This window comes from Microbacterium xerophyticum (assembly GCF_053543555.1).
Genome location: NZ_JBLVOB010000004.1, coordinates 101,930 through 126,066, shown reverse-complemented (window position 1 = coordinate 126,066; position 24,137 = coordinate 101,930). Strand labels below are relative to the sequence as shown.

Here is a 24,137-nt window from a genome sequence, read left to right as displayed (position 1 = left end):
GCCGATATTATTCCACTATGGAGGATGCTGTCGACCGTCAGATCATCACAGAGATCTCTCGCGATGCCCGCGCGACTCTCGCCCAGCTCTCGGAGGCCGTCGGGCTCTCGAGCTCGGCGGTGCAATCGCGGCTGCGCCGGCTGGAATCCCGCGGCGTGATCAGCGGCTACCGTCCGATCCTCGACGCCGAGGCGCTGGGCAGACCACTGTCGGCGTTCATCGAGATCACGCCGCTCGATCCGGGCCAGCCCGACAATGCCCCTGAGCTGCTCGAACCGTTCACCGAGATCGAGGCGTGCCACTCGATAGCGGGAGACGCCAGCTACATGCTGTTCGTCCGGGTGGCATCGCCCCGCGCGCTCGAGCAGCTCGTGAACGAGGTGCGCCTGGCGGCGAACGTGCGCACCCACACCACCGTCGTGCTGCAGACGTACTACGAGAATCGCCCGATCGCGGTCGACGGCGGTCCCTGAACCTGCCGATCCTGAGCCCGTCGATCGGCTCATAGTCCCGCTCATAGTCCCGCCCCGACCATCGCCTCCCCGAGCGGAGTGCGCAGATGCATCATCCGTGCGCCGTCGCGCTCGCTGGCGATCAGTCCGGCGGCACGCAGGACCGTCAGATGGTGGGACGCCGTGGAGACGGCTATGCCGGCATCCCGCGCGACCTGCGACGTCGTGCGTGCGTCGCAGGCCGCGAGCAGGATCTCTGCGCGAGCGGGTCCGAGCAGTGCACCGAGCGCGTCGGCGGTCTCGGTCGCGCTGCGCGCCCAGCCCGCCGTGACGCCGCGCGCCGGGTAGAACAGGGTCGGCTGCGCGGGCGGTTCTGTGAGCACCATGCATCCCGATGACGACATGACCGAGGGCACGAGCACGAGTCCGCTGCCCCGGCAGTCCACATGCTCGCTGTGCCTGCGCAGTCTCACTCGCACGGCTCCCGCGCCCCAGCTGACATCGGGGTGCAGGCCGTCGGCCATCGCGGAGATGCCGGATGCGGCGATGGTGCGCGACCGGACGGCGATGTCGGCGCGCAGCAGTCGTTCGAGCTGCGGCCACACCGGTGCGATCACGGCGTCCCAGACGTCCCGCCATGCCTCGGTGATCATCGCTCGCGCTCGCGCCGGTCGCTCCTGCATCTCCCGCAGGGCGCGCTGGCGGGATCCGGTCGATCGACGCACCATCTTCTCGAAGTCGACGCGCATCGGATCGAGGGGTGCCGACCGCAACGCGTCGAGCTCGGCCTCGGGGGTCATGTCCCAGCGCGGTGCAGCGGTGAGGAAGTCCGGCAGATAGCCGTCGCGGCCGATGACCGCCGCGAGCAGTGCGAAGCTCTCGCGGGGGAGTCGATCTCGCACGTCGCGCAGCCAACCCCATTGCAACGGATGCTGCTCCGGCCGCAGCAGCACGCGCACGGCATGCGCGAGTTCGTGACCGGGCGATACGCCGAAGCGCACCGACTGGATGTCGCCAGGACTGAGTTCGAACTCGACTCGATGCGCGGGAGACTCGACGCCCTCGATCGGACGATCGAGCGAGATGTTTCGATCCACATCGAAACTCTAGGGCGACGCCGTGGTGCTGTCGAGACTGGACGCATGAACACCGCATCAGTCGCACAAGGACCCGTCGCCGCGGGCGACATCCGCATCGGAACCGGTCGCTCGCGCCGGTTCGAGGGTGCGGAACACGGAGCAGACGTCTCATACTTCTACCTGGAGAATCAGCCCGGCGAGGGCCCCGGCCTGCACTGGCATCCCTACTCTGAGACCTGGGTCGTGCTGGAGGGCCTCGCGCGCATCACCGTCGGCGACAAGAGCTTCGTCGCCCGTGCGGGTGACACGGCCACGGGTCCTGCGCGCGTGCCGCACTGCTTCACCAACATCGGCGAGGGCGCACTCCGCATCCTCGGCATCCACTCATCGCCCACCATCATCCAGACGTTCCTCGACTGATCTAGACCAGGAGAACACGACATGTCATTTCAGGCCTACCTCGACGCCGTCGAGACCAAGACCGGGCTCACTCCCCGCCAGCTCGTCGACATCGCACGAGAGAAGGGCTTCGACGCGTCCACCAAGGCGACGCCCATCCTCGAATGGCTGAAAGCCGATTACGACCTCGGCCGCGGTCACGGCATGGCGCTCGTGCATGTGATCACGAAGGGCCCGCAGATCAGCGCCAAGCACGTCGGAAGCGGTGGCACTCACGCGGATGCCGTGGACACCCTGTGGCTGGACGGCAAGGACAGCAACCCCAACCAGTAGGCGCATCGGCGCGCCGACTAAGATCTCGAGAGTGGCAGCATCCTCGAAGCGCAAGAGATCGGCACCGAGGCGGAAGCCGGTGCGCACCAGTGGCAACCCGGCCCGCCGGCCCATCGTCGAAGCTCCGCCGATCACGGCCCGCGACTGGATCGGAGCTGCGCGACTGCGCACCCTGCCGCTCGCCGTCGCTCCAGTAGTGATCGGTACCGGCGCTGCACAGCTCGCCGACCGTGAACTGCACTGGGTCATAGCCCTCGCGTGCCTCGCCGTCGCAGTGCTCATCCAGATCGGCGTCAACTTCACGAACGACTACAGCGACGGCATCCGCGGCACCGACGACCACCGCGTCGGGCCTGCGCGACTCACCGCCTCGGGTCGTGTGCGTCCGCGCACCGTACTGATCATCGGCCTGGCGTTCTTCGCGCTCGCGGCCCTCGTGGGCCTCGCGATCGTCATCCGCACCGGTCAGTGGTGGATGCTGGCGGTCGGCGCTGTGTGCCTCGTCGCGGCCTGGTTCTACACCGGCGGCAAGCGGCCGTACGGATACTTCGGCCTCGGCGAGGTCTTCGTGTTCGTGTTCTTCGGGCTCGTGGCGACGCTCGGCACCACATGGGTGCAGGCGTTCCAGCTGCCGCAGGAGGCATGGCTCGGAGCCGTCGCCGCGGGGCTCTTCGCATGCGCGGTGCTGCTGGCCAACAACCTGCGCGACATCGACCAGGATCGTGCGGTCGGAAAGCGCACGCTCACCGTGCTCATCGGCCGCCGTGCGACGAAGATCGTCTACACGCTGTTCATGGTCGTGCCGTTCCTGATCGCCGCGTTCATCGCGCTGCTGTACCCGATCGCGTGGCTGTCGCTGATGGCCCTGCTCGCCGGCATCCCCGCGATCATCATCGTGTGGACGTATCGGCAGTCGCGCGAGCTCGTCGTCGCGCTCGGGCTCACATCGCTCACCGCGCTCGCATACGCCGGTGCGCTCTACTGGGCGTTCGTGGGCTGAGCGGTCACTCGTTCTTCGCGGCGTTGCTCGATGCAGTGCCGGATGAGTCGCCCGCAGCGTCGTCGAGCGCAGCATCCTCGGCGTCGGCATCCTGCGTGGCAGAACTCTGCCTGCCGGGCGTCGAGCGGGCTTCGCGACGGTGGTAGATCTCGGACGATGCCCCTGAGAGGGGCTTGCGGAGGAACAGGATCGAGATGCTCATGCCGATCAATGCGGCGAAGATCGCCGTGAGCCACCAGAGCTCGCGCATGATCGGGAAGAAGAGCCACATCACCGCGAGCGGCACGAGGAACGCCAGTAGCCGCAGCACGGAGTAGACGAGGAGGGGTGGCAACTTCATCCCTCCAGTCTAGATCGCACCGAAATGCGCCGACATCCGGTGACTCATACGGTTATCTCAGGTTGGGACCCTGGTCAGAAAAGTCACGGCCGGGTAACGTCGATGACATCGCGGCGATCCGGGTGGTCCCGGGCTCCAGTTCATACCTGAGGGCGTTGCGGGTTCGACTCCCGCCGTCGCGTCTGATTCCGCGCGTGACGGTAGTGTCTGCGAGAGCGACAGTGCGCGCTCGGGAGGAACCATGAGACGCGGATCCAACATGCCCGCCGTCGGGACGTACAACCAGACCCTCGTGCTCGACATGATCCGTCGGTCGCCGTCCGGCGTGAGCAGGATCGAGCTCGCGGAGCTCACCGGCCTGTCGGCGCAGACACTCAGCAACGTCGCCCGCAGGCTCACCGACGCAGAGCTGATCGTCGAAGGCGAGCGGGTCGTCGCCGGCCCCGGCAAACCGCGGACCCTGCTCCGGTTGAACAGCAGCGCACGGTTCGCCGTCGGCATCCATCTCGACCCGTCGATGGACACGTACGTCGTGCTCGATCTCTCGGGGACCGTCGTCGCGCACATGGAGGTTCCGCCAGAGGACACGGACTCGACTCCGGACCTGATCGCCGCCCTCGCTTCGAACACGGATGCGCTCCTGAGATCAGCCGACGTGCCGCCTGAGCGGGTTCTCGGCATAGGCACCGCAGTGCCCGGCCCGATCGACGATGCGACGGGGATGCTGCTGACTCCGCCCTTGCTCCCGAACTGGCACCACACCCGTGTGCGCGATCTCCTGATCGAGGCGACGGGGTTGCCGGTCGTCGTGGAGAAGGACGTGGTCGCTGCCATGGTCGGCGAACTCTGGGCGGATGCGGACCACGCGCTCACGGATGCCGCGCTGCTGTACTACGGAGCAGGCATCGGCCTCGGAGTGGCCATCGACGGCGACGCCGTGCGAGGCCGGACGGGCAACGCGGGTGACATCGCGCATCTCGTCGTCGACCCGGACGGTCCCCTCTGCCACTGCGGCCGGCACGGCTGCCTCGGGGTCACCGTGGCCCCGGAGCGACTCCTCCTCGAAGCAGGGATGACCACCTCGCTCGATGTCCCCTGGGGAGCGAGGCGCGAAGCCATCGACGATCTCCGCTCCCGCGCACAGGGCGGGGATTCCCGCGCGCTCGCGGTCTGCGCCCATGCGGCCGAGGTGCTGGCGCGAGCGATCGTGTTGATGAACAACGTGCTCGATGCCGGCACGTTCGTGATCGGCGGCCCTGTATGGAGCCGGCTCGGCGAACAGCTGGAACCGGTGCTGCGCGCTGTTCTGCCCACGATCCCGCAGATCACGACGACGCGTCCCCTTCGCCTCGTCGAGGCGCGATTGGGCACGGATCTGGCCGCAGCGGGAGCGGCCTGCCTCGTACTGGACGGTGCGTTCACGGCCCGCGCATCGGGTCTGATGATCAGCGCGCGCTGACACCGGGCTGCGCACGCATGATGAGGCTTGACAGAATATATAAATATGTTTGAATAATGCAGGCGCGATGTTGCGTTCCAAGAGTGAGCAAAGGAGCTCCGATGAAGAAATCACTGACCGGACTGAGCATCCTCGCCGTCGGCGGCCTGACCATCGCCCTGGGCGGCTGCTCGGGCGGCGCGTCGAGCGGCGACGACACCCTGCGCATCGCGTACCAGAAGACCTCATCCTTCACGGCTATGGACGACCTCATGAAGACAGTCAAGGCCGAGTACGAGAAGGAGTATCCCGACCGCAAGGTGGAGCTCGTGCCGATCGAAGCCGAGCAGGATCAGTACTTCACCAAACTCGCACTCATGAACGGCTCGCCCGACACCGCACCCGACGTCATCTACGAGGACACGTTCCAGATCCGCTCCGATGCCGCGGCCGGTTACCTCCTTCCGATCGACGACTACCTGGCCGAGTGGGACGGCTGGAGTCTGTACGACGACGGCGCCAAGCAGGCCGGTGTGGGCGATGACGGCAAGACGTACGGGGTCTCTCTCGGCACCGACACCCGCGGCATCTACTTCAACAAAGATCTCTTCGAGTCCGCCGATCTCCCCACCGACTGGAAGCCCACATCCTGGGAGGACATCCTCGACGCGGCTCGCGCGATCAAGGAGAGCAATCCGGATGTCACACCGCTGAACATCTATGCGTCGAAGACCCTCGGGGAAGCCACGTCGATGCAGGGGTTCGAGATGCTGATGTACGGCACCGGCGACGAACTCATGGACTCGTCGTCGAACAAGTGGGTGACCGGATCGGCCGGATTCCTCGACGCTCTCGGCTTCTACCAGACCGCCTTCGACGAGGGGCTGGCTCCTGATCCCGCGGAGGCACTCGATCCCGGATGGGGATCCAAGGTCCAGAACGAGCTCATCCCGCAGGGCGAGCTGGCGATCGCGATCGACGGCTCCTGGCTTCCGAGCGGATGGATCGCAGGCGACAACGCATGGCCGGAGTGGGAGGACACCATGGGGCTCGCCGCCATGCCGACCCAGGACGGCGGTGGCGACGGCTTCACCTCCATGTCGGGTGGATGGACGCTCGCCGTGGGAGCCAACGCCGACGACCCGCAGGCGGCATTCGACTTCATCGCCCAGGCGATGACGCCGGAGAACGCGCTCACCTACCACCAGGAGGCAGGACAGATCGCCGTGCGCTCCGACGTGGCCTCGAGCCAGGAGTACCTCGACTACAACCCTTCTTTCGAGTTCTTCTCGTCGCTTGTCGAGTACACGCACTTCCGGCCGGCCACGCCCGACTACTCGCAGATCTCATCGAACATCCCGGTGGCGACCGAGTCGGTCATCACGGGGCAGTCCTCACCGGAGGATGCGCAGCGCGCGTACGACGAGGCGCTCATCGGGATCGTCGGCGAAGAGAACACGCAGGCGGGCTGATCGCCTCATGACCGCCGTCGCCGCTGCGCGGCCCGGGCGCAGCCCGAGCCGCGCGCTCTTCCGCCTTCTGCCGCTCGTCCCTGCGGTGCTGCTGCTGGCCGCCTTCATGCTCGGTCCGATCGTGTACTCGCTGTACGGATCGCTCACCGATCGGGCGCTCACCGGACCGCGTGCGGCGAACCCGCAGTTCGTCGGACTCGACAACTACATCGAGCTGCTGGGCTCCGCCGAGTTCTGGAACTCCGTCGTCCTCACTGTCGTCTTCGTCCTGGCGTCAGCGGTCATCGGACAGAACGTGCTCGGAATGCTCCTGGCCGTGCTCATGCGCAACTCGGCGCGGCCCGTGCGATCCTTCGTCAGCGGGATCGTCGTCCTGGCCTGGGTGCTCCCCGAGATCGTGGCGGCCTTCGCGCTCTACGCCTTCTTCGCGAAGGACGGCACGCTCAACTCGGTGCTCGGCTGGTTCGGCATGGAGCAGACCGCGTGGCTCTACTACCTTCCGATGCTGTCGGTCATCGTCGCGAACATCTGGCGCGGCACGGCCTTCTCGATGCTCGTGTACAACGCGGCGCTCGCCGAGGTGCCGCCCGACCTCATCGAGGCGGCGACGATCGACGGGGCGTCCGCCTGGCAGCGGTTCATCCAGGTGACGCTGCCCGTGATCCGACGGTCGATCTCCACGAACCTGCTGCTGACGACCCTCCAGACCCTCGGTGTGTTCACGCTCATCTGGGTGATGACCGGCGGTGGGCCCGGCACGGCATCCGCGACGCTGCCCGTGCTCGCGTACCAGGAGGCCTTCAAGTTCGCCCAGGTGGGCTACGGCACGGCGATCGCCACCGTGACCCTCCTGATCGGTGCGGTCTTCTCCATCATCTACATTCGTGTGCTCAAGCCGGAGGTCGACTGAGATGGCCGTTCAGACCATGACCGAGACGCGCACGCTCGTCGCCCCCGGGCGGAAGTCGCTGAGTGTGGCGGCCCCGCGCAGACGAGCCCACACTGTGACGGCATCCATCATTCTGAGCATCATCGGCGTGCTCTTCCTCGTTCCGCTCCTATGGGTCGTGTTCGCGTCGTTCGATGCGAATGCCACGGTGTCGATGCGGGTGCCCGAGTCGTGGACGCTCGACAACTACACGGGTGTCATGACGTGGGAGCTCACCTGGCTGCCGCTGCTCAACTCGGTGCTGATATCCCTCGGGACCGCCGTCATCACCGTGCTCGTCTCGCTGTTGGCGGCCTACCCGCTGTCGCGGTACGCGGCCAGGTACCAGAAGCCGTTCATGTACGCGATCCTCTTCGGCACCGGTCTGCCGATCACGGCCATGATGGTTCCGGTGTACTCCCTGTTCGTGTCGTTCGGCCTGCTCGATTCCACGTGGGGCGTCATCGTGTTCATGTCGGCGACGTCGCTGCCGATGGCGATCTGGATGCTGAAGAACTTCATGGACTCCGTGCCGATCTCGCTCGAAGAGGCAGCCTGGGTCGACGGCGCGAGTTCGATGCAGGCGCTGGCGCGCATCGTCGTACCGCTCATGCGGCCGGGCATCGGTGTGGTGTTCATCTTCGTCTTCACCGGCGCGTGGGGGAACTTCTTCGTCCCGTTCGTGCTCCTGTTCACGTCCGACCGCTTTCCCGCCGCCGTGTCCATCTTCAACTTCTTCGGACAGTACGGCTCGATCGCCTACGGCCAGCTCGCAGCGTACTCGGTGCTCTACGCGGCACCGATGGTCGTCCTGTATGTCATCGTCCAGAAGCTCTCCGGCTCGTCGTTCGCGCTCGCCGGTTCTGTCAAGGGCTGACCCCGACCCCTCACCTCCTTAAGGAGCCTCCATGCACGACCGTTCCCGACTCGCCCTCCTCCGCGTCGATCGCTTCATCCGCGAGCGCCTGCGCACTCGCATCCACCGTGCATCCGCGCCGATCGCAACCGCACGCTGGGACGCCGCCGGCGAGCCGGTGCCGTTCGCGGAGGCCGCGGCCGGCGAGTACACGCCGATCGCTCCCGGCGATCTGTGGGGACGCCCGTGGGGGACGACGTGGTTCCGCCTGCAGGGCGTCGTCCCCGCGTCGTGGCGGGATGCCGAGGGGTCTCTGCCGCCGCGCACGCGCGCCGAGCTCGTGGTCGATCTCGGTTTCACCGAGGGGCAGCCGGGATTCCAGTGCGAGGCGATGGTGTGGGATGCGGCAGGCAGGCCCGTTCGAGGGATCGCCCCGCTCAACAACGCCGTCGCCGAAGCGGTGGACCACGACGGCGACGTGGACGTCTACATCGAGGCGGCGTCCAATCCGGACGTCGGAAGCCTCTTCTCATTCGACCCGACGCCCGTCGGCGATCTCGCGACGGCGGGCGGCGACCCGATCTACACGCTGCGCCATGTCGACGTGCGCCTCCGCGACCTCGAGGTCGCGGATCTGCTGGCCGACACGCTCGCACTGCGCGGCCTCGCCGAGGAGCTCGACGAGGGATCTCCGCGCCGCGCCGAGATACTCGTCGCCCTGGAGCGGATGATCGACGTCGTCGACCCCGATGACGTCGCCGGGACCGCACGCGCAGGGCGCGACGTCCTCGCTCCCGTGCTCGCGAAGCCGGCCTCCGCGTCCGCCCACGCTCTGCACGCGGTCGGGCATGCGCACATCGATTCCGCGTGGCTGTGGCCCGTGCGAGAGACGGTCCGCAAGGTGGCGCGGACCTTCTCGAACGTCCTGTCCCTCATGGATGAGGACCCTGAGTTCGTCTTCGTCGCCTCCAGCGCGCAGCAGTACGCGTGGGTGAAGGAGTACTACCCCGACCTGTTCGAGCGCATCCGCGCGCGTGTGGCGGAGGGCAGGTTCATCCCGGTCGGGAGCATGTGGGTCGAATCCGACACGAACATGCCGGGGTCGGAGGCGATGGCCAGGCAGTTCGTCGCCGGCAAGTCGTTCTTCCTGCGTGAATTCGGGATCGACACCCCCGAAGCGTGGCTTCCGGACTCGTTCGGCTATTCGGGAGCACTGCCGCAGATCGCCAGAGCGGCCGGCACGCGCTGGTTCCTGACGCAGAAGATCTCCTGGAACGAGACGAACAAGTTCCCGCACCACACGTTCCAATGGGAGGGAATCGACGGCACGCGGCTGTTCACGCACTTCCCGCCCGTCGACACCTACAACTCCCGTGTCACAGCGGACGAGCTCGCCCACGCGGAGCGCAACTTCGCCGACAAGGGCCGCGCCACGGTCTCGCTCCTTCCCTACGGCTACGGCGACGGCGGCGGCGGCCCGACGCGCGAGATGACGGCAGCGGTTGCGCGCACCGCATCGCTCGAAGGGTCGCCTCGCGTCGTGCACAGCACGCCACGGCAGTTCTTCGAGACCGCTGAGGCGGAGTACCCCCACCCCGAGGTGTGGTCGGGAGAGCTGTACCTCGAGTTCCACCGCGGCACGTACACGAGCCAGCTCGCCACCAAACGGGGCAATCGGCGCAGCGAGCACCTGCTGCGCGAGGCGGAGCTCTGGGCCACGACGGCGAGCGTCCGACTCGGCATCCCCTATCCCGCCGAGCGCCTCCAGCGGGTCTGGGAGACCGTCCTGCTGCAGCAGTTCCACGACATCCTCCCCGGGTCGTCGATCGCATGGGTCTATCAGGACGCCGAACGCAACTACGCCTTCGTGGCGCGCGAGCTCGAGGAGATCATCTCCGACAGCCTGCGGGCGCTCGCCGGCGAAGGCGCGATGACACTCGTCGCGAACGCATCTCCGCACGCCAGGGAGGGCGTCGCAGCGCTCGGCGCCGGCGCCGACGGCGACACCGAGGAGGTCGCTCCTCGCCGCGAGGGAACCGCGGGATGGGTGCTCGACAACGGCATCGTCCGTGCGACGGTGGACGACCGCGGCCTGGTCGTCTCTGCTGTCGACATCGCCACGGGCCGGGACCTCGTGATGCCCGGCCGACCCGCGGGTCTTCTGCAACTGCACCGGGACACCCCGACGCAGTGGGATGCCTGGGACGTGGACGTGCACTACCGCAACACCGTCACCGATCTGACCGAAACGGTCTCGATCGACGTCGACGGGACGGCCCTCGTCGTCGAGCGCCGGTTCGGGGCGTCCGCAGTCATCGAACGCATCAGCCTGCGCGAGGGCTCGCGGGTGCTGTCGTTCGCCCTCGAACTGGACTGGCACGAGAAGCAGAAGATGCTCAAGTTCGCCTTCCCCCTCGACCTGCACACCGATCGCGCCGCGTCGGAGATCCAGTTCGGGCACATCGAACGCGCGACGCACACGAACACGTCCTGGGATGCCGCACGGTTCGAGACGGTCGCACACCGATGGATCCGGGTCGCCGAGCCGGACTTCGGCGCCGCGATCGTGAACGACTCGACGTACGGCCACGACATCACCCGCGAACGGCGTGATGAGCGCGGCGGCACCATCACGATCGCACGGCTGTCGCTCATCCGCTCTGCCCTGTTCCCCGATCCCACGCAGGACCAGGGGCATCACGAGCTGCGGGTCGGGCTGGTGATCGGCGCGGATGTCGCCGAGACGATCGCCGAGGGATATCACATCAACCTCCCCCCTCGCCGCCTCCAGAACACCGCGGTCGACGCGATCGAGCCGCTCGTGAGCGTCGATCATCACGGCGTGGTCGTCGAAGCGGTCAAGTTCGCCGAGGACGGCACCGGCGACGTCGTGGTGCGCGCATACGAAGCTCTGGGGACCAGGGCGAAGGCGACGCTCACCACCGGATTCCCGTTCACCGCGGCGCGTCAGACCGACCTGCTCGAACGCGAGGTCGCCGACGACGGAGTCTCATTCGACGGTGACGGCGACGGTGACGGTGACGGTGACGGTGTACGGCTCGAGCTGCGCCCGTTCCAGATCGTCACGGTGCGCTTCGCCCGCGGATGAGCGCCGTCAGGAGAAGCGGGCGAACGCGAGCGAGAGGGCGGCCAGCCCCACGGCGATGAGGGCCATCGCCGAATAGGAGCCGGTCGCGACGGCGAGAAGCGGACCGAGCGCGGGGCCGAGGGCGCCGACAAGTGTGATGGGGGCGGCGAACACGCCGTTGATGGCCCCGTAGTTCCGCGTGCCCCATCGGTCTGCCACAGCCGAGCCCTGCACGAGCGTCTGCGCACCGCGGACGGCGCCGGCGGCGATGCCGATCGAGATGAGCAACCAGGGCGGTCCGGGGACCAGAGCGAGGAGGGCGAGGAACGCCGCGCTGAGACCGGCAGTGGCGGCGAGCGGGATCCAGGGCGCTGCGGTGTGCGGGATGGCGACGTAGAGCAGCCGCCCGATCACCTGCCCCGCCCCGAGGAGGCCGAGCGCCCATGCGGCGAGCTCGTAGCTCATGCCCTTCTCGGTGAACAGCGGGATCAGCGCCAGCGTCACGCTGAACAGGGCCGCTGAGAGGGTGAGCATGGATGCCTCCAGCATCCAGAATCGTCTCGTGCGGATGACCGAGCTCACGGAGTGCGTGTTCTCATCGCCGTCGTGGACGACCGGGTTCCACCTGCGCTCGAGGCTGAACCAGTGCAGCGGCACCGTGGTGATCAGCAACGCTGCGGCGAGGATCAGGAAGGTCGTGCGCCAGTCGGTGATCGTGAGGAGACCGGCGACGACGGGCGCGAAGATCGTGGATGCGAGCCCGCCGGCCAGGGTCAGGATCGTCATCGCGCCGCGTCGGCGGTCCCCGTACCGGCGCGCGATCACGGTGAAGGCCGCCTGATAGAGCACCGCTGACTGGGCGATGCCGGCGATCACCCATCCGCCGGTGAACACCGCGAGATCCGGTGCGAGTGCGACGACGGCGACCCCGATCGGGCCGACGACGCTGCCGATGGTCATGATGAGGCGAGGGCCGTACGCATCGAGCCATCGTCCGACGAAGACGCCGGCGAGGGCCGAGGCGATGAGTCCGGAGGAGAACGACAGGGTGACGAGCGCGACCGGCCAGCCCGTGTCCTGCGCGATCTCCGGCGAAGCGACGATGAGCGCATAGAACAGGATGCCCCAGCTGATGACCTGCCCGACGGAGAGCGCGGTCAGTCGGCCCCCCAGACGGGAGGGGGACTGCACAGCGGTCATGCCGGGCGGAGCGCGGCGGCGGCGGCATCCAGCGCGCCGTCGTTGAGGGCGAAGTACGCCCACTTGCCCCGCTGCTCCCGTGTGACCAGCCCCGCATCCGTGAGCAGCTTCATATGATGCGAGACCGTGCCCTGGGAGAGTCCGACCGGCTCTGTGAGGTCGCAGATGCATGCCTCGCCGCCGTCGCCGGCTGCGATGAGCGAGAGCAGTCTGACGCGGGTGGGATCGCCGAGGGCCTTGAACACACGCGACACCCGCTCCGCGTCCTCGGTCGTCAATGACGACGTGACGCGGGGCACGCAGCAGGTGCTCGCGTCGATGGTGGTCGGAAGGCTCACACCCGTATTCTTGCACGTATTGACATTCATCGATAGATGGGTGACAGTCTTCATATCGAAGAACTTCAATCTGAGGAGCTGTGATGTCAGAGCATCCCGTCGTCGTCATCGGAGCGGGCCCGCAGGGCCTTGCCGCAGCGGCGCACCTCGTCGACCGCGGTGTCGAGGTCATCGTCATCGAGAGCGGCGACGGGCCGGCGGCCGCGGTGACCGAGTGGGGTCACGTGCGTCTGTTCTCCGCGTGGCCGGAGTTGACGGATGCGGCGGCACGACGCCTTCTCGAGCCCACCGGATGGTCCGCTCCCGTCTCGGGGTATCCGACCGGAGACGAGTGGGTGCGCGACTATCTCGCTCCTCTCGCAGAGATCCTCGGGGAGCGCGTGCGATACGCCGCGACGGTGACGGGCATCGCTCGCCAGGGGCGGGACAAGGTCGTCGACGGCGGGCGCAGGGATCAGCCGTTCGTCGTGCACGTGATCGATCGGGACGGCAATGAGACCCGGCTGATCGCCAGGTCGGTGATCGATGCGAGCGGCACCTGGGCTCTGCCCAACCCGGCGGGCGCAGACGGGTTCCCCGCTCCGGGTGAGGCGCAGGCGTCGGTGTCGTACCGGATTCCGGATGACGTCTCCGCACTCGCCGGATCGCACGTCGTGGTCGTCGGTGCAGGGCATTCGGCAACCCATGCGGTCCTGCGGTTGAGCGAACTGGCACGGCGATCGCCCGGTACGAGGGTGACGTGGATGCTGCGCCGGGGGAGCGCTGCGAACGTCTTCGGCGGCGGACTCGGCGACGAGCTCCCAGAGCGCGCGGCGCTCGGATCGCGCGCCCGCGATGCGATCGATGACGCTCTTGTCGACCTCATGACAGGCTTCCGGGTGGCGGAGTTCCGGCGCGACGACGGAGTGCTCACGGTCGTGGCCGAAGACGGACGCGAGGTCTCCGGCGTCGCGCACGTGTTCGCGTTGACCGGGTTCCGTCCTGACGTGCAACTGCTGCGTGAACTGCGCATCGACCTCGATCCGACCCTCGACGCCGTCGCAGGGATCGCCTCCGAGATCGATCCGAACATCCACTCGTGCGGTTCGGTGGGGGCGACCGGAGCCAGGGAGCTCGTGCAGCCGGAGCCGGACTTCTTCATCGTCGGGGCGAAGTCCTACGGACGCGCCCCGACCTTCCTCGCACTGACGGGGTACGAGCAGGTTCGCAGCGTCACTGCGCACCTCGCGGGCGACCACGAGGCTGCCGCACGCAACGAACTCGTCCTGCCGGACACCGGAGTCTGCGGCGGGTCCGGCGACTTCGGTGACGACGCGGGAAGCTGTTGCGCCACACCCGCCGTCCTGCAGATCGGCTTGCGTCCGGTTGTGTCTTGATTCGATGGATGTCAATATAGACACATGTCGAATCAACTGCCCGTAACGGCCCGCGTGTGAGCGCGCCGACCGTTCTCGCACCGGCCGCGACGCGCCGCCTGTCGGCGTTGGATCGGTGGCTGCCGCTGTGGATCGGGCTCGCGATGCTCGTCGGCATCCTGCTCGGGCGTTTCGTCCCCGGCGTGTCGACGCTTCTCGCCCGGCTCGAGGTCGGAGGGATCTCGATCCCGATCGCGCTCGGCCTGCTGGTGATGATGTATCCGGTCCTCGCCAAGGTCCGCTACGACAAGATCGCAGCCGTCACGGGTGACAAGAAGCTGCTCGTCTCGTCCCTCGTGCTGAACTGGCTGATCGGCCCGGCGCTGATGTTCGCCCTGGCCTGGATGTTCCTGCCCGATCTGCCGGAGTACCGGACCGGCCTCATCATCGTCGGGCTCGCCCGATGCATCGCGATGGTCGTCATCTGGAACGACCTCGCCTGCGGTGACAGGGAGGCCGCTGCAGTACTCGTCGCGATCAACTCGGTTTTCCAGGTCGTGGCGTTCTCGCTGCTCGGTTGGTTCTACCTCACCGTCCTCCCCGGATGGCTGGGGCTGGACACGCAGGGGCTGGACTTCTCGGTAGGGGCGATCGCCCTGAACGTGCTCATCTTCCTCGGCATCCCGTTGCTGGCCGGGTTCGCGTCCCGCTTCGTGGGGGAGCGTCGCAAGGGCCGCGGCTGGTACGAGGAGAAGTTCCTGCCGAAGATCGGTCCGTGGGCACTCTACGGATTGCTGTTCACCATCGTGCTGCTGTTCGCCCTGCAGGGGGAGCAGGTCACCTCCCGCCCGCTCGACGTGGCGCGGATCGCTCTGCCGCTGCTGGTGTACTTCGCGGTGATGTGGTTCGTGGGGCTGCTGGCGGGCAAGGCCCTCGGCCTCGGCTATGCACGTTCATCGACGCTGGCTTTCACTGCGGCGGGCAACAACTTCGAACTCGCGATCGCGGTCGCCATCGGCACGTTCGGTGCCACGTCCGGCCAGGCGCTCGCAGGCGTCGTCGGCCCGCTGATCGAAGTGCCCGTGCTCGTCGGTCTCGTCTACGTCTCGCTCTGGGCGGCCAGACGCTGGTTCCACACCGATCCGTACACCGATGTGAGGACACCATCATGAGCGTCGCCGTGACCGCTGACGAGAACTGCAGCCCCGTGAGCACGCACGCGATCGGTCAGGATGCCGCGTCCTCGGTCGCCGCGACATTGAAGGCGCTGTCCGACCCCCTACGGCTGCGCATGCTGTCCGCGATCGCTTCCGACCCCCGCGGCGAGTCCTGCGTCTGCGACCTCGCCGAGCTCGCCGAGGTGTCGCAGCCGACCGTGTCGCATCACCTCAAGGTCCTCAAGGACGTCGATGTGCTGACATCTGAGCGCCGCGGCACCTGGGTCTGGTACCGGATCAATCCGAACCGGCGCCGCGCTGTCACGACTTTGCTGGACTCGTTCGCGCCGGCCACCGTCGAAGTCTCGGACGTGGATGGAGCATCCGAGTCGTCGCTGAGACCGGACTTCGATGCCCGTGTGACCCGCCTCGCTCAGGAATTGTCGGCCGAGGTTCCGGAGGTGGGCGAAGCGGTCGTCCTCACCGTCGTTCGGGAGTCGTACACCGCCCTGGCCCGCACCGCGCGGGTGACGTCAGCCCTGATCCCGCTCGCAGAGCGTTTCGCCAGGCAGCGACTGAGCGATCTCACCCGCGACCGCGACACGGCAGTGCCGCAGGTGCTGTTCGTCTGCGTCGCCAACGCCGGCCGCTCGCAGCTCGCCGCCGCACTCGTCAATCAGCTCGCCGGTGGCGGGGTCGTCGCGCGCTCGGCCGGATCCAGCCCCGCCGACGTCATCCACCCGCACGTGCGCTCGCTGCTCGCCGAGATCGAGGGCGACGCGGCCGCCGAGCGATTCCCGAAGCCGCTGACCGACGACGCCGTCAGGGCAGCGGATGTCGTCATCACGATGGGCTGCGGGGATGTGTGCCCGATCATCCGCGGCGTCCGCTATGACGACTGGGCTGTCGGCGACCCGGCCCTCGCCTCGCGCGAAGGCGTCGAAGCCATCCGCGATGACATCACCGCCCGCGTGCGCGACCTCGTCCAGGAACTACTCGAGGAGACCTCATGACCGACACCGCCACCAAGCCCTCCGTCCTGTTCGTCTGCGTCCACAATGCCGGTCGCTCTCAGATGGCCGCCGGGTTCCTCCGCGACATCGCCGGCGACCGCATCGAGGTGCGCTCCGCAGGATCCGTGCCGGCTGATCGGATCAACCCCGTCGCGGTCGACGCGATGGCCGAGCTCGGCATCGACATCACCGCCGAACAGCCCAAGGTGCTCACCACCGAAGCGGTGCAGGCCTCTGATGTCGTCATCACGATGGGCTGCGGTGACGCCTGCCCGTTCTTCCCGGGCAAGCGCTACGAGGACTGGAAGCTCGACGACCCGGCAGGCCAGGGCATCGACTCGGTGCGCCCGATCCGCGACGAGATCAGGGCGCGCATCGAGACGCTCGTGGGTGAACTGGTCCCTTCCGATCGGAACTGACAGCAGACAGGGCGCGAGGCCCGGAGTGAGGGGCGCAAACTGATGCGCAGTGGCGTGCTTTAATCGCGGATGTGAAGGAACTCTTCGTCGTGACTCATCCCGAAGCAACTCATCACGTGGAACATCGCGTCGGAGGATGGTTCGACTCGGAACTGACAGAGCGCGGAATCGAACAGGCTCAACGGATTGCATCGGCCCTTGCAACGAGCATGCAGTCGGACGCAGCGCTCTATAGCTCCGACCTTCGCCGGACCGCCCAAACGGCGGCTGCTATCGGGGAGCAACTAGATCTTCAGCCGATATGGCTAGCCGAGCTACGCGAGAAGTCTTACGGCGCCGGCGAGGGCGAGCCCGATGCCTGGTTCCGTGAGAGATTCGTGCCGCCACCGCTGGACGGCGAACGAATGGACCATGACGAAGGACTCGAAGGTGCAGAAACGAAACGTCAATGGGCGCGTCGCGTTTACGCAGGTATGGAGATGATCCTGTCCGACTCCCCGCGACAGAAGATCATCGTCACCCACGGAGGATCCGCGACCCTAGTCATCGCTCGCTGGATCGGCATGCCGCTCGATGCTCTGACCCACGCGAGTTTCAAGGTGGACTCCGGCAGCATCACCCGACTGGTTGAAGACGACTACTTCCACAATCGCACGGTCGCTCGCCTGAACGACACCTTCCACCTCAGGTCTCACAACTGAGTCGGAGTCTCTGAGATGCTGCCGCTATCGGCGCGCAGATCGGGCGGCGTAGTCCGCGTACGACGCGTCGCAGAACTGTTCCCGAATCGATGTCCAGTCCGCGTCGCCTGTGAAGCGTGCCGAATCGGGCGAGAGTAGCGCGGAACCGTCCTTCGAGTGAATTCGGAGCGCGCCGTCATCGTCGAGCTCCCAGGTCGCGGTGCCGGTGAATGAGCCGCCTCCTGTGATGACGCAGGGAGGCTCGACATCATCAACATCGACCTGGATCTCACCAATGACTACGTCGACGAGCTTGGCCGACCCGTCCTCTGCTAGCTCAATGAATGAGCTGTGTGAAGCGCCGGGCTCATTCGCACGACCCCATGTGATCGGATAACGCAGCTGATCTCCCGGAACGTCTCTCTGGAGAAACAAGCTGAGGGCGATCTGGCCGCCAATAAATGCGAAAACCAGCAGCACGGCGAAGCCCGCCAGCGTGTAGCCGAAGACCGTCTTAGCGCGCACACCCCCCACCTTGTCGTTGTTCTTCACACTCGTTCCCCGAGATAGACGGTCGCGAAAACGTCGACACCGAGAGCGGCAATGCGTGTGACAACCTCGATGGGCAGCACGAATCCTCCTTGATCGGAGTCAGAATCTGCTGACCACCAGATTCTGACGTCACAGTCCGGAGGAAGCGCAGCCACTTTTCCGACCGCACGCTCCATGCGCGCGAGCAGTTCGACGAGTGCGCCAACTCCCGCGTCCTCAATCAATCGAGTTGCTACGCGTTCAACGTCGACGCTCCACATATTTTTCTCGTGCGTGCGGCCTGACTTTGTCATAGTTCCGCGGAGCGTGACATCAGTAGGAATGGTGTCAAGCGCCGTGGAGATGTCCGACGGCGTCGTGGCGTCTGAGTGAACGACGAAAGACGCGCGCCCAGATTTGATCATGACGTGAGCATAGTTGTTGCCAAGTCTCGCAATCGGTCGACCTGTCTCATAACCCATGCGTCGCATAACCCATGCGTTGTGAGACACCGAGGTTGCGAGACACATTCGGCTTCACCGACGTTCCGTTCAATCGCTGATTGGCGCCTGCTCGGTGGTCGTACCCGAGTCTGTAATCCGGTCGCGGCCATCTGCGTAGACAAGGTTGGCCTCCGCATCGACGGGCAGAATTGCCTGAATCGCTTGGCGAACTTCCACCCGCACGGGATCGTCAGGAGTCAAATCTTGTTGTGTCAGGACGTCGAAGCTGCACTCGGCATCTCCAGGAGAGGTCGCAGGAGCCCGTACCTGGAAGAGGTAGGCATCGTCACCGTAGCGTTCTACCACCAGCTCCTCAATCTGCTCCGAGACCGTTTTGCACTCCGCCCGGACGACACTCTCGCGAGTATCCAACAGGATGAAGTCTTGGTCGTCTCCATAGACGAGCGTGACTTCAACGCCGCTGTCGAATGTCTCCTCAAGGAGCACCTGGATTGCGCTTCGCAGTTCGGCTCGGGACCGTTCATCAAATGTGGTGTCCTTGCCTGTGAGCACATCGAAGCTGCACCAGACAGCGGCTTCACCCGCCCACAAGTTGTCGATCTGAGGCTTGTCCCCGTAGGCGTCGTGAACAGCTTCCGCAACTTCTTGCGAGAAGCTCTCGCATTCCGTGCCCATCGCATATTCGCCTAGTTGCATGCAACCAGTGGTACCGAAAGCTGCAAGCACGATCGCCAATGCTAAAGGAACGCGAGATCGGCGCATGCTCATAATGTAACCCCAGTCCGCAGGGCGAGCGGGCATCGCATTGGTCAACCCGCGCGGCTGCCAGCGGCGACCGTCGCGTATCCCATGGGTTTTGAGACAGGTGAGGTTATGAGACGCCGGCCTGCCTGACAGGATCGGGAGATGCCAGGTTTCCATCACGTCGAATTGTGGGTTGCGGATCTTGCGGAGGCGCAAGCGGAGTGGGGCTGGCTGCTGAGCAGATTAGGTTTCGCGCTCGATCGCTCCTGGGCCGAAGGGCAGTCTTGGAGGGCCGGCGCTGAATATCTCACCATCACGACTTCGCCCAACCTGTCGACGCCCGTGCACGACCGTCGTCGGGCCGGAGTGAATCACTTGGCGTTCAAGGCGGAGTCTGCGGCGGAGGTCGACGCAATCATCGAGGACGCGCCCGCACACGGTTGGCATCCGCTCTATCAGGATCGCTATCCGCATGCGGGTGGCGAGGACCACTATGCAGGCTGGATCGAAAACTCTGCTGGGTTCAAAGCCGAGGTCGTCGCCACCGCCTCTCCGGAGTGAACCAGAGCGCGTGCACAGCCGAAGGGCCGAGCCTCCGGCGCGCATTGTCGCGTATCCGATGGGTTACGAGACAGATGAGTGACGAGACAACCCACATGTGCAGATGTACTTTCTGCTGACGTGCGCGGAAGTTGCTTGGGTGCCGATAGCATCGCGGAAATACTGTCCACCGCCCTGAGAGGTCTAGGTGTATTTCCTCGGGAGGTTGTGAACGCGTGACATGGCGAAGGCCTCCGGCCAGGCTGGTCGCTTCGGCGTGCGGCTGAACGGTTCCAGTGCTCGCCGGGGACCGCGAAACGATGGGTCGATCGCTAACGATCTGGACAGCCGTTAACCGATCGCAGTTCCAGGCCGCGGTGCTGTCCGAACCAGCTTCCGCGACGCATCGAGCGTCGTGTCATCGCGTTGCGTTCACCCGTCGCTGGGGCCCGCACCGCATCGCGTATCACTTGGGGCTGCACCGTTCGACGGTCGGCCGCGTGCTCTCCCGATACTCGATGCCATTGCTGGCCCACGTTGACCAGTCCACCGGTCTGCGCGTGCTCACAGAGATCCGAATCGGTTTCAGCAGCGCCTGGATGACCCTAGGGCTGCTCGGCAAGGGGCCCTATGAATGCGAAGATCTGCTGTGCAGCTCGGTGAAAGAAAAGCGGCACGTGTCATGACCTGACGCGTGCCGCTTTTCCTGCCTGCTGCTTAGCAGACCAGGGCGTGCGTGTAAGTGGCGATGGGGAGGGTTCCTCCGTACAGGTGCACGGAGGCGCTGGTGACCGCACTATCCAGGACGATCGGTGCACCCGTCCCCGCGTTGTAATACACCAGGTCTCCGTTCGGCGCCAGGTACGTGGCATGACCGACCACGGTGGTGCCCGCGGGAACGCCGGTGGCGGTCGTGTAGGTGCCATTGGTGACGTCGTAGATGGCCGGGATGCCCGTGGTGACGAGCGTGATGTACGGCTGAGTTCCGCTGTGGAGCGCGGTGGGCGCGCTGGTGATCCCAGAACCGACGGTGACCGCAGTGTTGGTGGCCGCACGGAAGTAGTACAGGATGCCGTCGGCGGCCAGATAGGTGGCGTGTCCTACAGCTGTCGCACCGGCCGGGACACCCGTTGCAGTCACGTAGCTTGCAGTCGCCGCGTTGTAGGCCATCGCTACGCCGCCAGCAACATACGTGACGACAGGCTCAGTTCCGCCGACGAGCTCCACTTTGGCACTCGAGACCGCGGATGCGATGAGAACAGAAGTGTTCGTCGAGCCGTTGAAGTAGTACAGATCACCGTTCGGGGCGAGGAACGTGGCATGTCCGACAGTGGTGGAACCCGAGGGGACGCCGGCCGCGGTGACCGTGGTGCCCGTCGCGACGTCCTGCACCGTAGCGACGCCGCCGGTCACGTATGTCGAGTACGACTGAGTGCCACCAAGAAGCACCGTGGTGCCGCTGGTCACGTCCGTCGCAAGCGGCATCGCCGTACCGTTACCAGTGTTGAAGAACATCAGTTCGCCCGCAGGCGACAGGTAGGTGCCGTGACCGACCGCGACGGACCCCAGTGGAACTCCGGACGCCGTGTGGATCTCGTCGGGAGCTATGTTGTAGATCTTCGCTCCGACCTGAGCGGCGACCGTCACGGGCGCCGATGCATTCGCGCCGGGTGTAGACGCGGCCAGTGTCGGCGTGCCGCTCACGTTCGTGGCTCGAATGGCCGGAAGCACGACGTTCCCGTTCGGATCACTGACGAAAGCGCGGGGCCCCGTCGCTCCATCGGCCCAGCTCAACCCGTCCGGCAAGACGACGGTGACTGCGGCCCCAGCAGCAGGGGTCGTACCGTCGGTCGTGACGGCGATCGTGACGTCCGTCAGATCCGAACAGCCGTTCACGCTGTAGGGGCCGTTGGTGAACTCCAATGTGACCCCGCCCACTGAGGCGGCTGCCAACGGCGTGGCGATAGCGACCGCGATGACTGGCACGCTCCATGCTGCGCCCTTGACGATCGTTCGGCGGGGGATACCGCCCGACTGCTTCTCTGAACCCAGTTGTGCGCCCCCCGACGCCTGAGCGGACGACACTGTGTGATCCTTTGACATTCCGGTCAACTTCCCTCTCCCAATGAACATTCGACACTCGACGGTCCACGGGAAGGGCAAGAGCACACTCTGGAGAGAGACCCACACGCCGCCCCGGTCGCGATCCGCTCCGAATCGCTCCTGACCTACTTAGTACGTTCCTATCGCGGTCGTGGTGATGATTCGAGCGATTTCACCCCGCTCTCACCCTGAGACTGTGTCGCGGCGAGATTGTCAGAAGCCGGCGACTGAAAGACTCGCCTGCGCTTTCCGGGAGGTGAAGCGAGGCGTCAGGTTGAGGGGGGCGGGTGCCATGAGAGTGCCGTGGAAGCGGGCCGAGCGTTCCACGGCACTCCTTGCCCGCTCATAAGGAGCGGGACTAGTTCGTCAGCAGCTCCACTGGGAGTAGGTGACGTGGGGATCGTTCTTGTTTGCCCCGATGAGTGCAGTAGTGGCGGAAGTTACCCCAGCTGCGAGGAGGTCATTGCCGTAGTAGAGATCCCCACCAGCCGTCAGGTACGTGGCGTGTCCCACAGGAGCCGCTCCAGCAGGGACAGCACCGTACGTGTTTGTGGTGCCCGTCTCAAGGCTCCAGGACTTCGCTTCCCCGTTCTGGACGAATGTCACGTGGGGCAGGTTTGCCTCCGCACCCAGGAGCCCTGTTGTGGCGCTGCTAACGCCAGATGCGATGAGGTCATTGCCGTAGTAGAGATCCCCACCAGCCGTCAGGAAGGTGGCGTGTCCGACACTCACTGCCCCCGCCGGGACAGCGGCATATGTGTTCGTGGTGCCCGTCTGCAGACTCCACGACTTCGCTTCCCCGTTCTGGACGAATGTCACGTGGGGCAGGTTTGCCTCCCCACCCAGGAGCCCTGTTGTGGCGCTGCTAACGCCAGATGCGATGAGGTCATTGCCGTAGTAGAGATCCCCACCAGCCGTCAGGAAGGTAGCGTGTCCGAGGGCAGACGCTCCAGCAGGGACAGCACCGAACGTACTGGTAGCACCACTGGCGGCGCTCCACGAGCTCGCCACCCCGTTCTGGACGAATGTCAGATGAGGATCGTTCGCTTCCACACCCACGAGTCCGGTTGCAGCGCTGCTCACGTCCGATGCGACGAGCTGATCGCCGAAGTATAGGTCGCCGCCCGCCGTCAGGTAGGTGTCATGTCCGATAGCAACCGCTCCGGCGGCGACGCTCGTGAAGTTCCACATGAAGCCGTCAGAGCTACGCCACACCCTCGCGGTGGTGGCATCGGTGGTGGTGACGGTGCCAGTCGCGGTGGTTCCGTTGCCTGCTGCTGTGAGGGTGTAGGTGCCACCGACCGCTGAGGTGTTGATGTCGGGCAATACCGCCTGCCCGCTCGCGTCGGTGGTCACCGTCTTGTTACCCACGGTGCCGTCTGCCCAGTTCAGCCCTGCCGGAAGCGACACAACGATTGGCGTTCCTGCAACCGGGGTGGTGCCGTCGGAAGTGGCCGTCACCGTGACTCCCTGCGAGACGGCGCAACCAGACAATGCATAGGGCCCGCCGAACTCCAGGGTGGGTGTGCCAGTCGACGCTGCTGCCAACGGGGTGGCGACCGCTACGGCAATGACGGGCACGGACCACGCAGTCGACTTGATGAGCGTGCGCCGAGCAATACCTCTTCTCGCTGGGGTTTCCGTCGTCACGTCCGCGACGTCACTGGTGAACTGTGTGTTGTCCTTCTCGGCCACGGAGAACGGCACCTTCCCTTTAACGGAACGCGATCACGCCCCTGACTTACCTATGACTGTTCCTATCGACATCTTGAGAGGTACTCGAGTAATTTCACCCCGCTTTCACCCTGGAGTGGTGGCGCGGTGAGATTGTCAGGAGCGCGGAACATGTCTCTGACTACGTGGTCGAGGGTCGTCGCTGGGGTGAATCGAGGATGAAAACCCTGCAGATTGGTCACGGATGCCCGCTAGGGATGGGTGAGGAGGCAACGCAGACACTCACATCGCGCTCACACCGAAGAACGGGTTTCGATCATCGAGACCGATGCAGAACGCCAGCACAAGTTGATCCCGGCACAGTAGGTGCTGTTGTACCTCGTCGTCGGTACGAAGCTTGTGGCCGCCGCCCCAGCGACGGCCACAAGCGCCATTCCCCCAGGTGAATCCCGATCCCCGCCCCACGGGGCCCCAGCTTGTAACTCGTTGTCGCAACACTCCCCACGAGTGCAACAACTCGCTCTATCCATGAGA

General features: G+C 65.8%; 24 protein-coding genes, 1 tRNA gene and 1 pseudogene. 17 read left to right on the top strand and 9 right to left on the bottom strand.

Features of this window, described 5'->3' with window-relative positions:
• Positions 1-17: 17 nt before the first annotated feature.
• Positions 18-473: an Lrp/AsnC family transcriptional regulator gene (locus tag ACNPNP_RS03215; protein ID WP_448964620.1), complete on the top strand. Its 456-nt coding sequence runs from the start codon at positions 18-20 to the stop codon at positions 471-473.
• Between the two features lie 41 nt (positions 474-514).
• Here the strand turns inward: ACNPNP_RS03215 and ACNPNP_RS03210 are convergent, their stop codons facing one another.
• Positions 515-1,549 carry an ArsR/SmtB family transcription factor gene (locus ACNPNP_RS03210; protein ID WP_448964619.1) on the bottom strand — a complete coding sequence of 345 codons (1,035 nt, stop codon included), beginning with the start codon at positions 1,547-1,549 and terminating at the stop codon, positions 515-517.
• Positions 1,550-1,594: 45 nt separating this feature from the next.
• On the opposite strand from ACNPNP_RS03210, the gene ACNPNP_RS03205 reads away from it, so the two are divergent.
• From ACNPNP_RS03205 to ACNPNP_RS03195, 3 genes are read left to right on the top strand one after another with little or no spacing between them, the layout of a single operon-like run.
• Complete coding sequence (locus tag ACNPNP_RS03205) at positions 1,595-1,951, top strand: cupin domain-containing protein (RefSeq protein WP_448964618.1); 357 nt, start codon at positions 1,595-1,597, stop codon at positions 1,949-1,951.
• Positions 1,952-1,972: 21 nt separating this feature from the next.
• Positions 1,973-2,263 (top strand): DUF4287 domain-containing protein, encoded by a 291-nt coding sequence (locus ACNPNP_RS03200; protein ID WP_448964617.1) that lies wholly within the window; start codon positions 1,973-1,975, stop codon positions 2,261-2,263.
• Positions 2,264-2,294: 31 nt separating this feature from the next.
• Entirely contained in the window at positions 2,295-3,263 is a 969-nt protein-coding gene (locus ACNPNP_RS03195) for a 1,4-dihydroxy-2-naphthoate polyprenyltransferase (RefSeq protein ID WP_448964616.1), read from the top strand.
• 4 nt (positions 3,264-3,267) lie between these two features.
• Here ACNPNP_RS03195 and ACNPNP_RS03190 read toward each other — a convergent pair whose 3' ends face one another.
• Positions 3,268-3,603, bottom strand: a complete 336-nt coding sequence (locus tag ACNPNP_RS03190) for a DUF4229 domain-containing protein (RefSeq protein WP_448964615.1) — start codon at positions 3,601-3,603, stop codon at positions 3,268-3,270.
• Between the two features lie 109 nt (positions 3,604-3,712).
• Between ACNPNP_RS03190 and ACNPNP_RS03185 the strand changes: the two genes are divergently transcribed.
• From ACNPNP_RS03185 to ACNPNP_RS03160, 6 genes are all read left to right on the top strand, one after another.
• Positions 3,713-3,785 (top strand) — tRNA-Met (locus ACNPNP_RS03185).
• A 59-nt stretch (positions 3,786-3,844) separates the two neighbouring features.
• Complete coding sequence (locus ACNPNP_RS03180; RefSeq protein WP_448964614.1) at positions 3,845-5,062, top strand: ROK family transcriptional regulator; 1,218 nt, start codon at positions 3,845-3,847, stop codon at positions 5,060-5,062.
• Between the two features lie 101 nt (positions 5,063-5,163).
• Positions 5,164-6,513 (top strand): extracellular solute-binding protein, encoded by a 1,350-nt coding sequence (locus tag ACNPNP_RS03175; RefSeq protein WP_448964613.1) that lies wholly within the window; start codon positions 5,164-5,166, stop codon positions 6,511-6,513.
• A gap of 7 nt (positions 6,514-6,520) precedes the next feature.
• Positions 6,521-7,423 carry a carbohydrate ABC transporter permease gene (locus ACNPNP_RS03170; protein ID WP_448964612.1) on the top strand — a complete coding sequence of 301 codons (903 nt, stop codon included), beginning with the start codon at positions 6,521-6,523 and terminating at the stop codon, positions 7,421-7,423.
• Position 7,424: 1 nt separating this feature from the next.
• Complete coding sequence (locus tag ACNPNP_RS03165; protein WP_448964611.1) at positions 7,425-8,318, top strand: carbohydrate ABC transporter permease; 894 nt, start codon at positions 7,425-7,427, stop codon at positions 8,316-8,318.
• A gap of 31 nt (positions 8,319-8,349) precedes the next feature.
• Complete coding sequence (locus ACNPNP_RS03160) at positions 8,350-11,406, top strand: alpha-mannosidase (RefSeq protein WP_448964610.1); 3,057 nt, start codon at positions 8,350-8,352, stop codon at positions 11,404-11,406.
• A gap of 6 nt (positions 11,407-11,412) precedes the next feature.
• Here the strand turns inward: ACNPNP_RS03160 and ACNPNP_RS03155 are convergent, their stop codons facing one another.
• Positions 11,413-12,585, bottom strand: a complete 1,173-nt coding sequence (locus ACNPNP_RS03155; RefSeq protein WP_448964609.1) for an MFS transporter — start codon at positions 12,583-12,585, stop codon at positions 11,413-11,415.
• Positions 12,582-12,923, bottom strand: coding sequence for an ArsR/SmtB family transcription factor (locus ACNPNP_RS03150; protein ID WP_448964608.1), 342 nt, complete (start codon positions 12,921-12,923; stop codon positions 12,582-12,584). The genes ACNPNP_RS03155 and ACNPNP_RS03150 overlap by 4 nt, the downstream gene beginning before the upstream one ends.
• 83 nt (positions 12,924-13,006) lie before the next feature.
• On the opposite strand from ACNPNP_RS03150, the gene ACNPNP_RS03145 reads away from it, so the two are divergent.
• From ACNPNP_RS03145 to ACNPNP_RS03125, 5 genes are all read left to right on the top strand, one after another.
• Positions 13,007-14,299 (top strand): NAD(P)-binding domain-containing protein, encoded by a 1,293-nt coding sequence (locus tag ACNPNP_RS03145; protein ID WP_448964607.1) that lies wholly within the window; start codon positions 13,007-13,009, stop codon positions 14,297-14,299.
• A gap of 56 nt (positions 14,300-14,355) precedes the next feature.
• Positions 14,356-15,450 carry an ACR3 family arsenite efflux transporter gene (gene arsB, locus ACNPNP_RS03140; RefSeq protein ID WP_448964606.1) on the top strand — a complete coding sequence of 365 codons (1,095 nt, stop codon included), beginning with the start codon at positions 14,356-14,358 and terminating at the stop codon, positions 15,448-15,450.
• Positions 15,447-16,448 carry a metalloregulator ArsR/SmtB family transcription factor gene (locus tag ACNPNP_RS03135; protein WP_448964605.1) on the top strand — a complete coding sequence of 334 codons (1,002 nt, stop codon included), beginning with the start codon at positions 15,447-15,449 and terminating at the stop codon, positions 16,446-16,448. The genes arsB and ACNPNP_RS03135 overlap by 4 nt, the downstream gene beginning before the upstream one ends.
• Positions 16,445-16,867: an arsenate reductase ArsC gene (locus ACNPNP_RS03130; protein WP_448964604.1), complete on the top strand. Its 423-nt coding sequence runs from the start codon at positions 16,445-16,447 to the stop codon at positions 16,865-16,867. Before ACNPNP_RS03135 ends, ACNPNP_RS03130 begins: the two co-directional genes overlap by 4 nt.
• Before the next feature lie 71 nt (positions 16,868-16,938).
• Positions 16,939-17,568: a histidine phosphatase family protein gene (locus ACNPNP_RS03125; RefSeq protein ID WP_448964603.1), complete on the top strand. Its 630-nt coding sequence runs from the start codon at positions 16,939-16,941 to the stop codon at positions 17,566-17,568.
• Positions 17,569-17,592: 24 nt separating this feature from the next.
• On the opposite strand, the gene ACNPNP_RS03120 is transcribed toward ACNPNP_RS03125, so the two are convergent.
• From ACNPNP_RS03120 to ACNPNP_RS03110, 3 genes are all read right to left on the bottom strand, one after another.
• Positions 17,593-18,099 (bottom strand): hypothetical protein, encoded by a 507-nt coding sequence (locus ACNPNP_RS03120; protein ID WP_448964602.1) that lies wholly within the window; start codon positions 18,097-18,099, stop codon positions 17,593-17,595.
• Positions 18,096-18,503, bottom strand: a complete 408-nt coding sequence (locus tag ACNPNP_RS03115) for a DUF4279 domain-containing protein (protein WP_448964601.1) — start codon at positions 18,501-18,503, stop codon at positions 18,096-18,098. The genes ACNPNP_RS03120 and ACNPNP_RS03115 overlap by 4 nt, the downstream gene beginning before the upstream one ends.
• 126 nt (positions 18,504-18,629) lie before the next feature.
• Positions 18,630-19,304 (bottom strand): hypothetical protein, encoded by a 675-nt coding sequence (locus ACNPNP_RS03110; protein ID WP_448964600.1) that lies wholly within the window; start codon positions 19,302-19,304, stop codon positions 18,630-18,632.
• 144 nt (positions 19,305-19,448) lie between these two features.
• Here ACNPNP_RS03110 and ACNPNP_RS03105 point away from each other — a divergent pair, with 144 nt between their 5' ends.
• On the top strand, positions 19,449-19,847 hold the full coding sequence (locus tag ACNPNP_RS03105) for a VOC family protein (RefSeq protein WP_448964599.1): 399 nt from the start codon (positions 19,449-19,451) through the stop codon (positions 19,845-19,847).
• Positions 19,848-20,087: 240 nt separating this feature from the next.
• Positions 20,088-20,389: pseudogene (locus ACNPNP_RS03100) on the top strand (helix-turn-helix domain-containing protein); the annotation flags it as partial.
• A gap of 154 nt (positions 20,390-20,543) precedes the next feature.
• On the opposite strand, the gene ACNPNP_RS03095 reads toward ACNPNP_RS03100, so the two are convergent.
• Positions 20,544-21,911 carry a hypothetical protein gene (locus tag ACNPNP_RS03095; protein WP_448964598.1) on the bottom strand — a complete coding sequence of 456 codons (1,368 nt, stop codon included), beginning with the start codon at positions 21,909-21,911 and terminating at the stop codon, positions 20,544-20,546.
• Positions 21,912-22,295: 384 nt separating this feature from the next.
• Complete coding sequence (locus ACNPNP_RS03090; RefSeq protein WP_448964597.1) at positions 22,296-23,624, bottom strand: hypothetical protein; 1,329 nt, start codon at positions 23,622-23,624, stop codon at positions 22,296-22,298.
• Positions 23,625-24,137: the final 513 nt, after the last annotated feature.

Bases quoted from the DNA above. Each gene is read 5' to 3' on its own strand.
- ACNPNP_RS03215 (WP_448964620.1), top strand. From the start codon at position 18: ATGGAGGATGCTGTCGACCGTCAGATCATCACAGAGATCTCTCGCGAT.
- ACNPNP_RS03205 (WP_448964618.1), top strand. From the start codon at position 1,595: ATGAACACCGCATCAGTCGCACAAGGACCCGTCGCCGCGGGCGACATC.
- ACNPNP_RS03200 (WP_448964617.1), top strand. From the start codon at position 1,973: ATGTCATTTCAGGCCTACCTCGACGCCGTCGAGACCAAGACCGGGCTC.
- ACNPNP_RS03190 (WP_448964615.1), bottom strand. From the start codon at position 3,603: ATGAAGTTGCCACCCCTCCTCGTCTACTCCGTGCTGCGGCTACTGGCG.
- ACNPNP_RS03180 (WP_448964614.1), top strand. From the start codon at position 3,845: ATGAGACGCGGATCCAACATGCCCGCCGTCGGGACGTACAACCAGACC.
- ACNPNP_RS03175 (WP_448964613.1), top strand. From the start codon at position 5,164: ATGAAGAAATCACTGACCGGACTGAGCATCCTCGCCGTCGGCGGCCTG.
- ACNPNP_RS03170 (WP_448964612.1), top strand. From the start codon at position 6,521: ATGACCGCCGTCGCCGCTGCGCGGCCCGGGCGCAGCCCGAGCCGCGCG.
- ACNPNP_RS03165 (WP_448964611.1), top strand. From the start codon at position 7,425: ATGGCCGTTCAGACCATGACCGAGACGCGCACGCTCGTCGCCCCCGGG.
- ACNPNP_RS03160 (WP_448964610.1), top strand. From the start codon at position 8,350: ATGCACGACCGTTCCCGACTCGCCCTCCTCCGCGTCGATCGCTTCATC.
- ACNPNP_RS03155 (WP_448964609.1), bottom strand. From the start codon at position 12,585: ATGACCGCTGTGCAGTCCCCCTCCCGTCTGGGGGGCCGACTGACCGCG.
- ACNPNP_RS03145 (WP_448964607.1), top strand. From the start codon at position 13,007: ATGTCAGAGCATCCCGTCGTCGTCATCGGAGCGGGCCCGCAGGGCCTT.
- ACNPNP_RS03135 (WP_448964605.1), top strand. From the start codon at position 15,447: ATGAGCGTCGCCGTGACCGCTGACGAGAACTGCAGCCCCGTGAGCACG.
- ACNPNP_RS03130 (WP_448964604.1), top strand. From the start codon at position 16,445: ATGACCGACACCGCCACCAAGCCCTCCGTCCTGTTCGTCTGCGTCCAC.
- ACNPNP_RS03115 (WP_448964601.1), bottom strand. From the start codon at position 18,503: ATGATCAAATCTGGGCGCGCGTCTTTCGTCGTTCACTCAGACGCCACG.
- ACNPNP_RS03110 (WP_448964600.1), bottom strand. From the start codon at position 19,304: ATGCGCCGATCTCGCGTTCCTTTAGCATTGGCGATCGTGCTTGCAGCT.
- ACNPNP_RS03105 (WP_448964599.1), top strand. From the start codon at position 19,449: ATGCCAGGTTTCCATCACGTCGAATTGTGGGTTGCGGATCTTGCGGAG.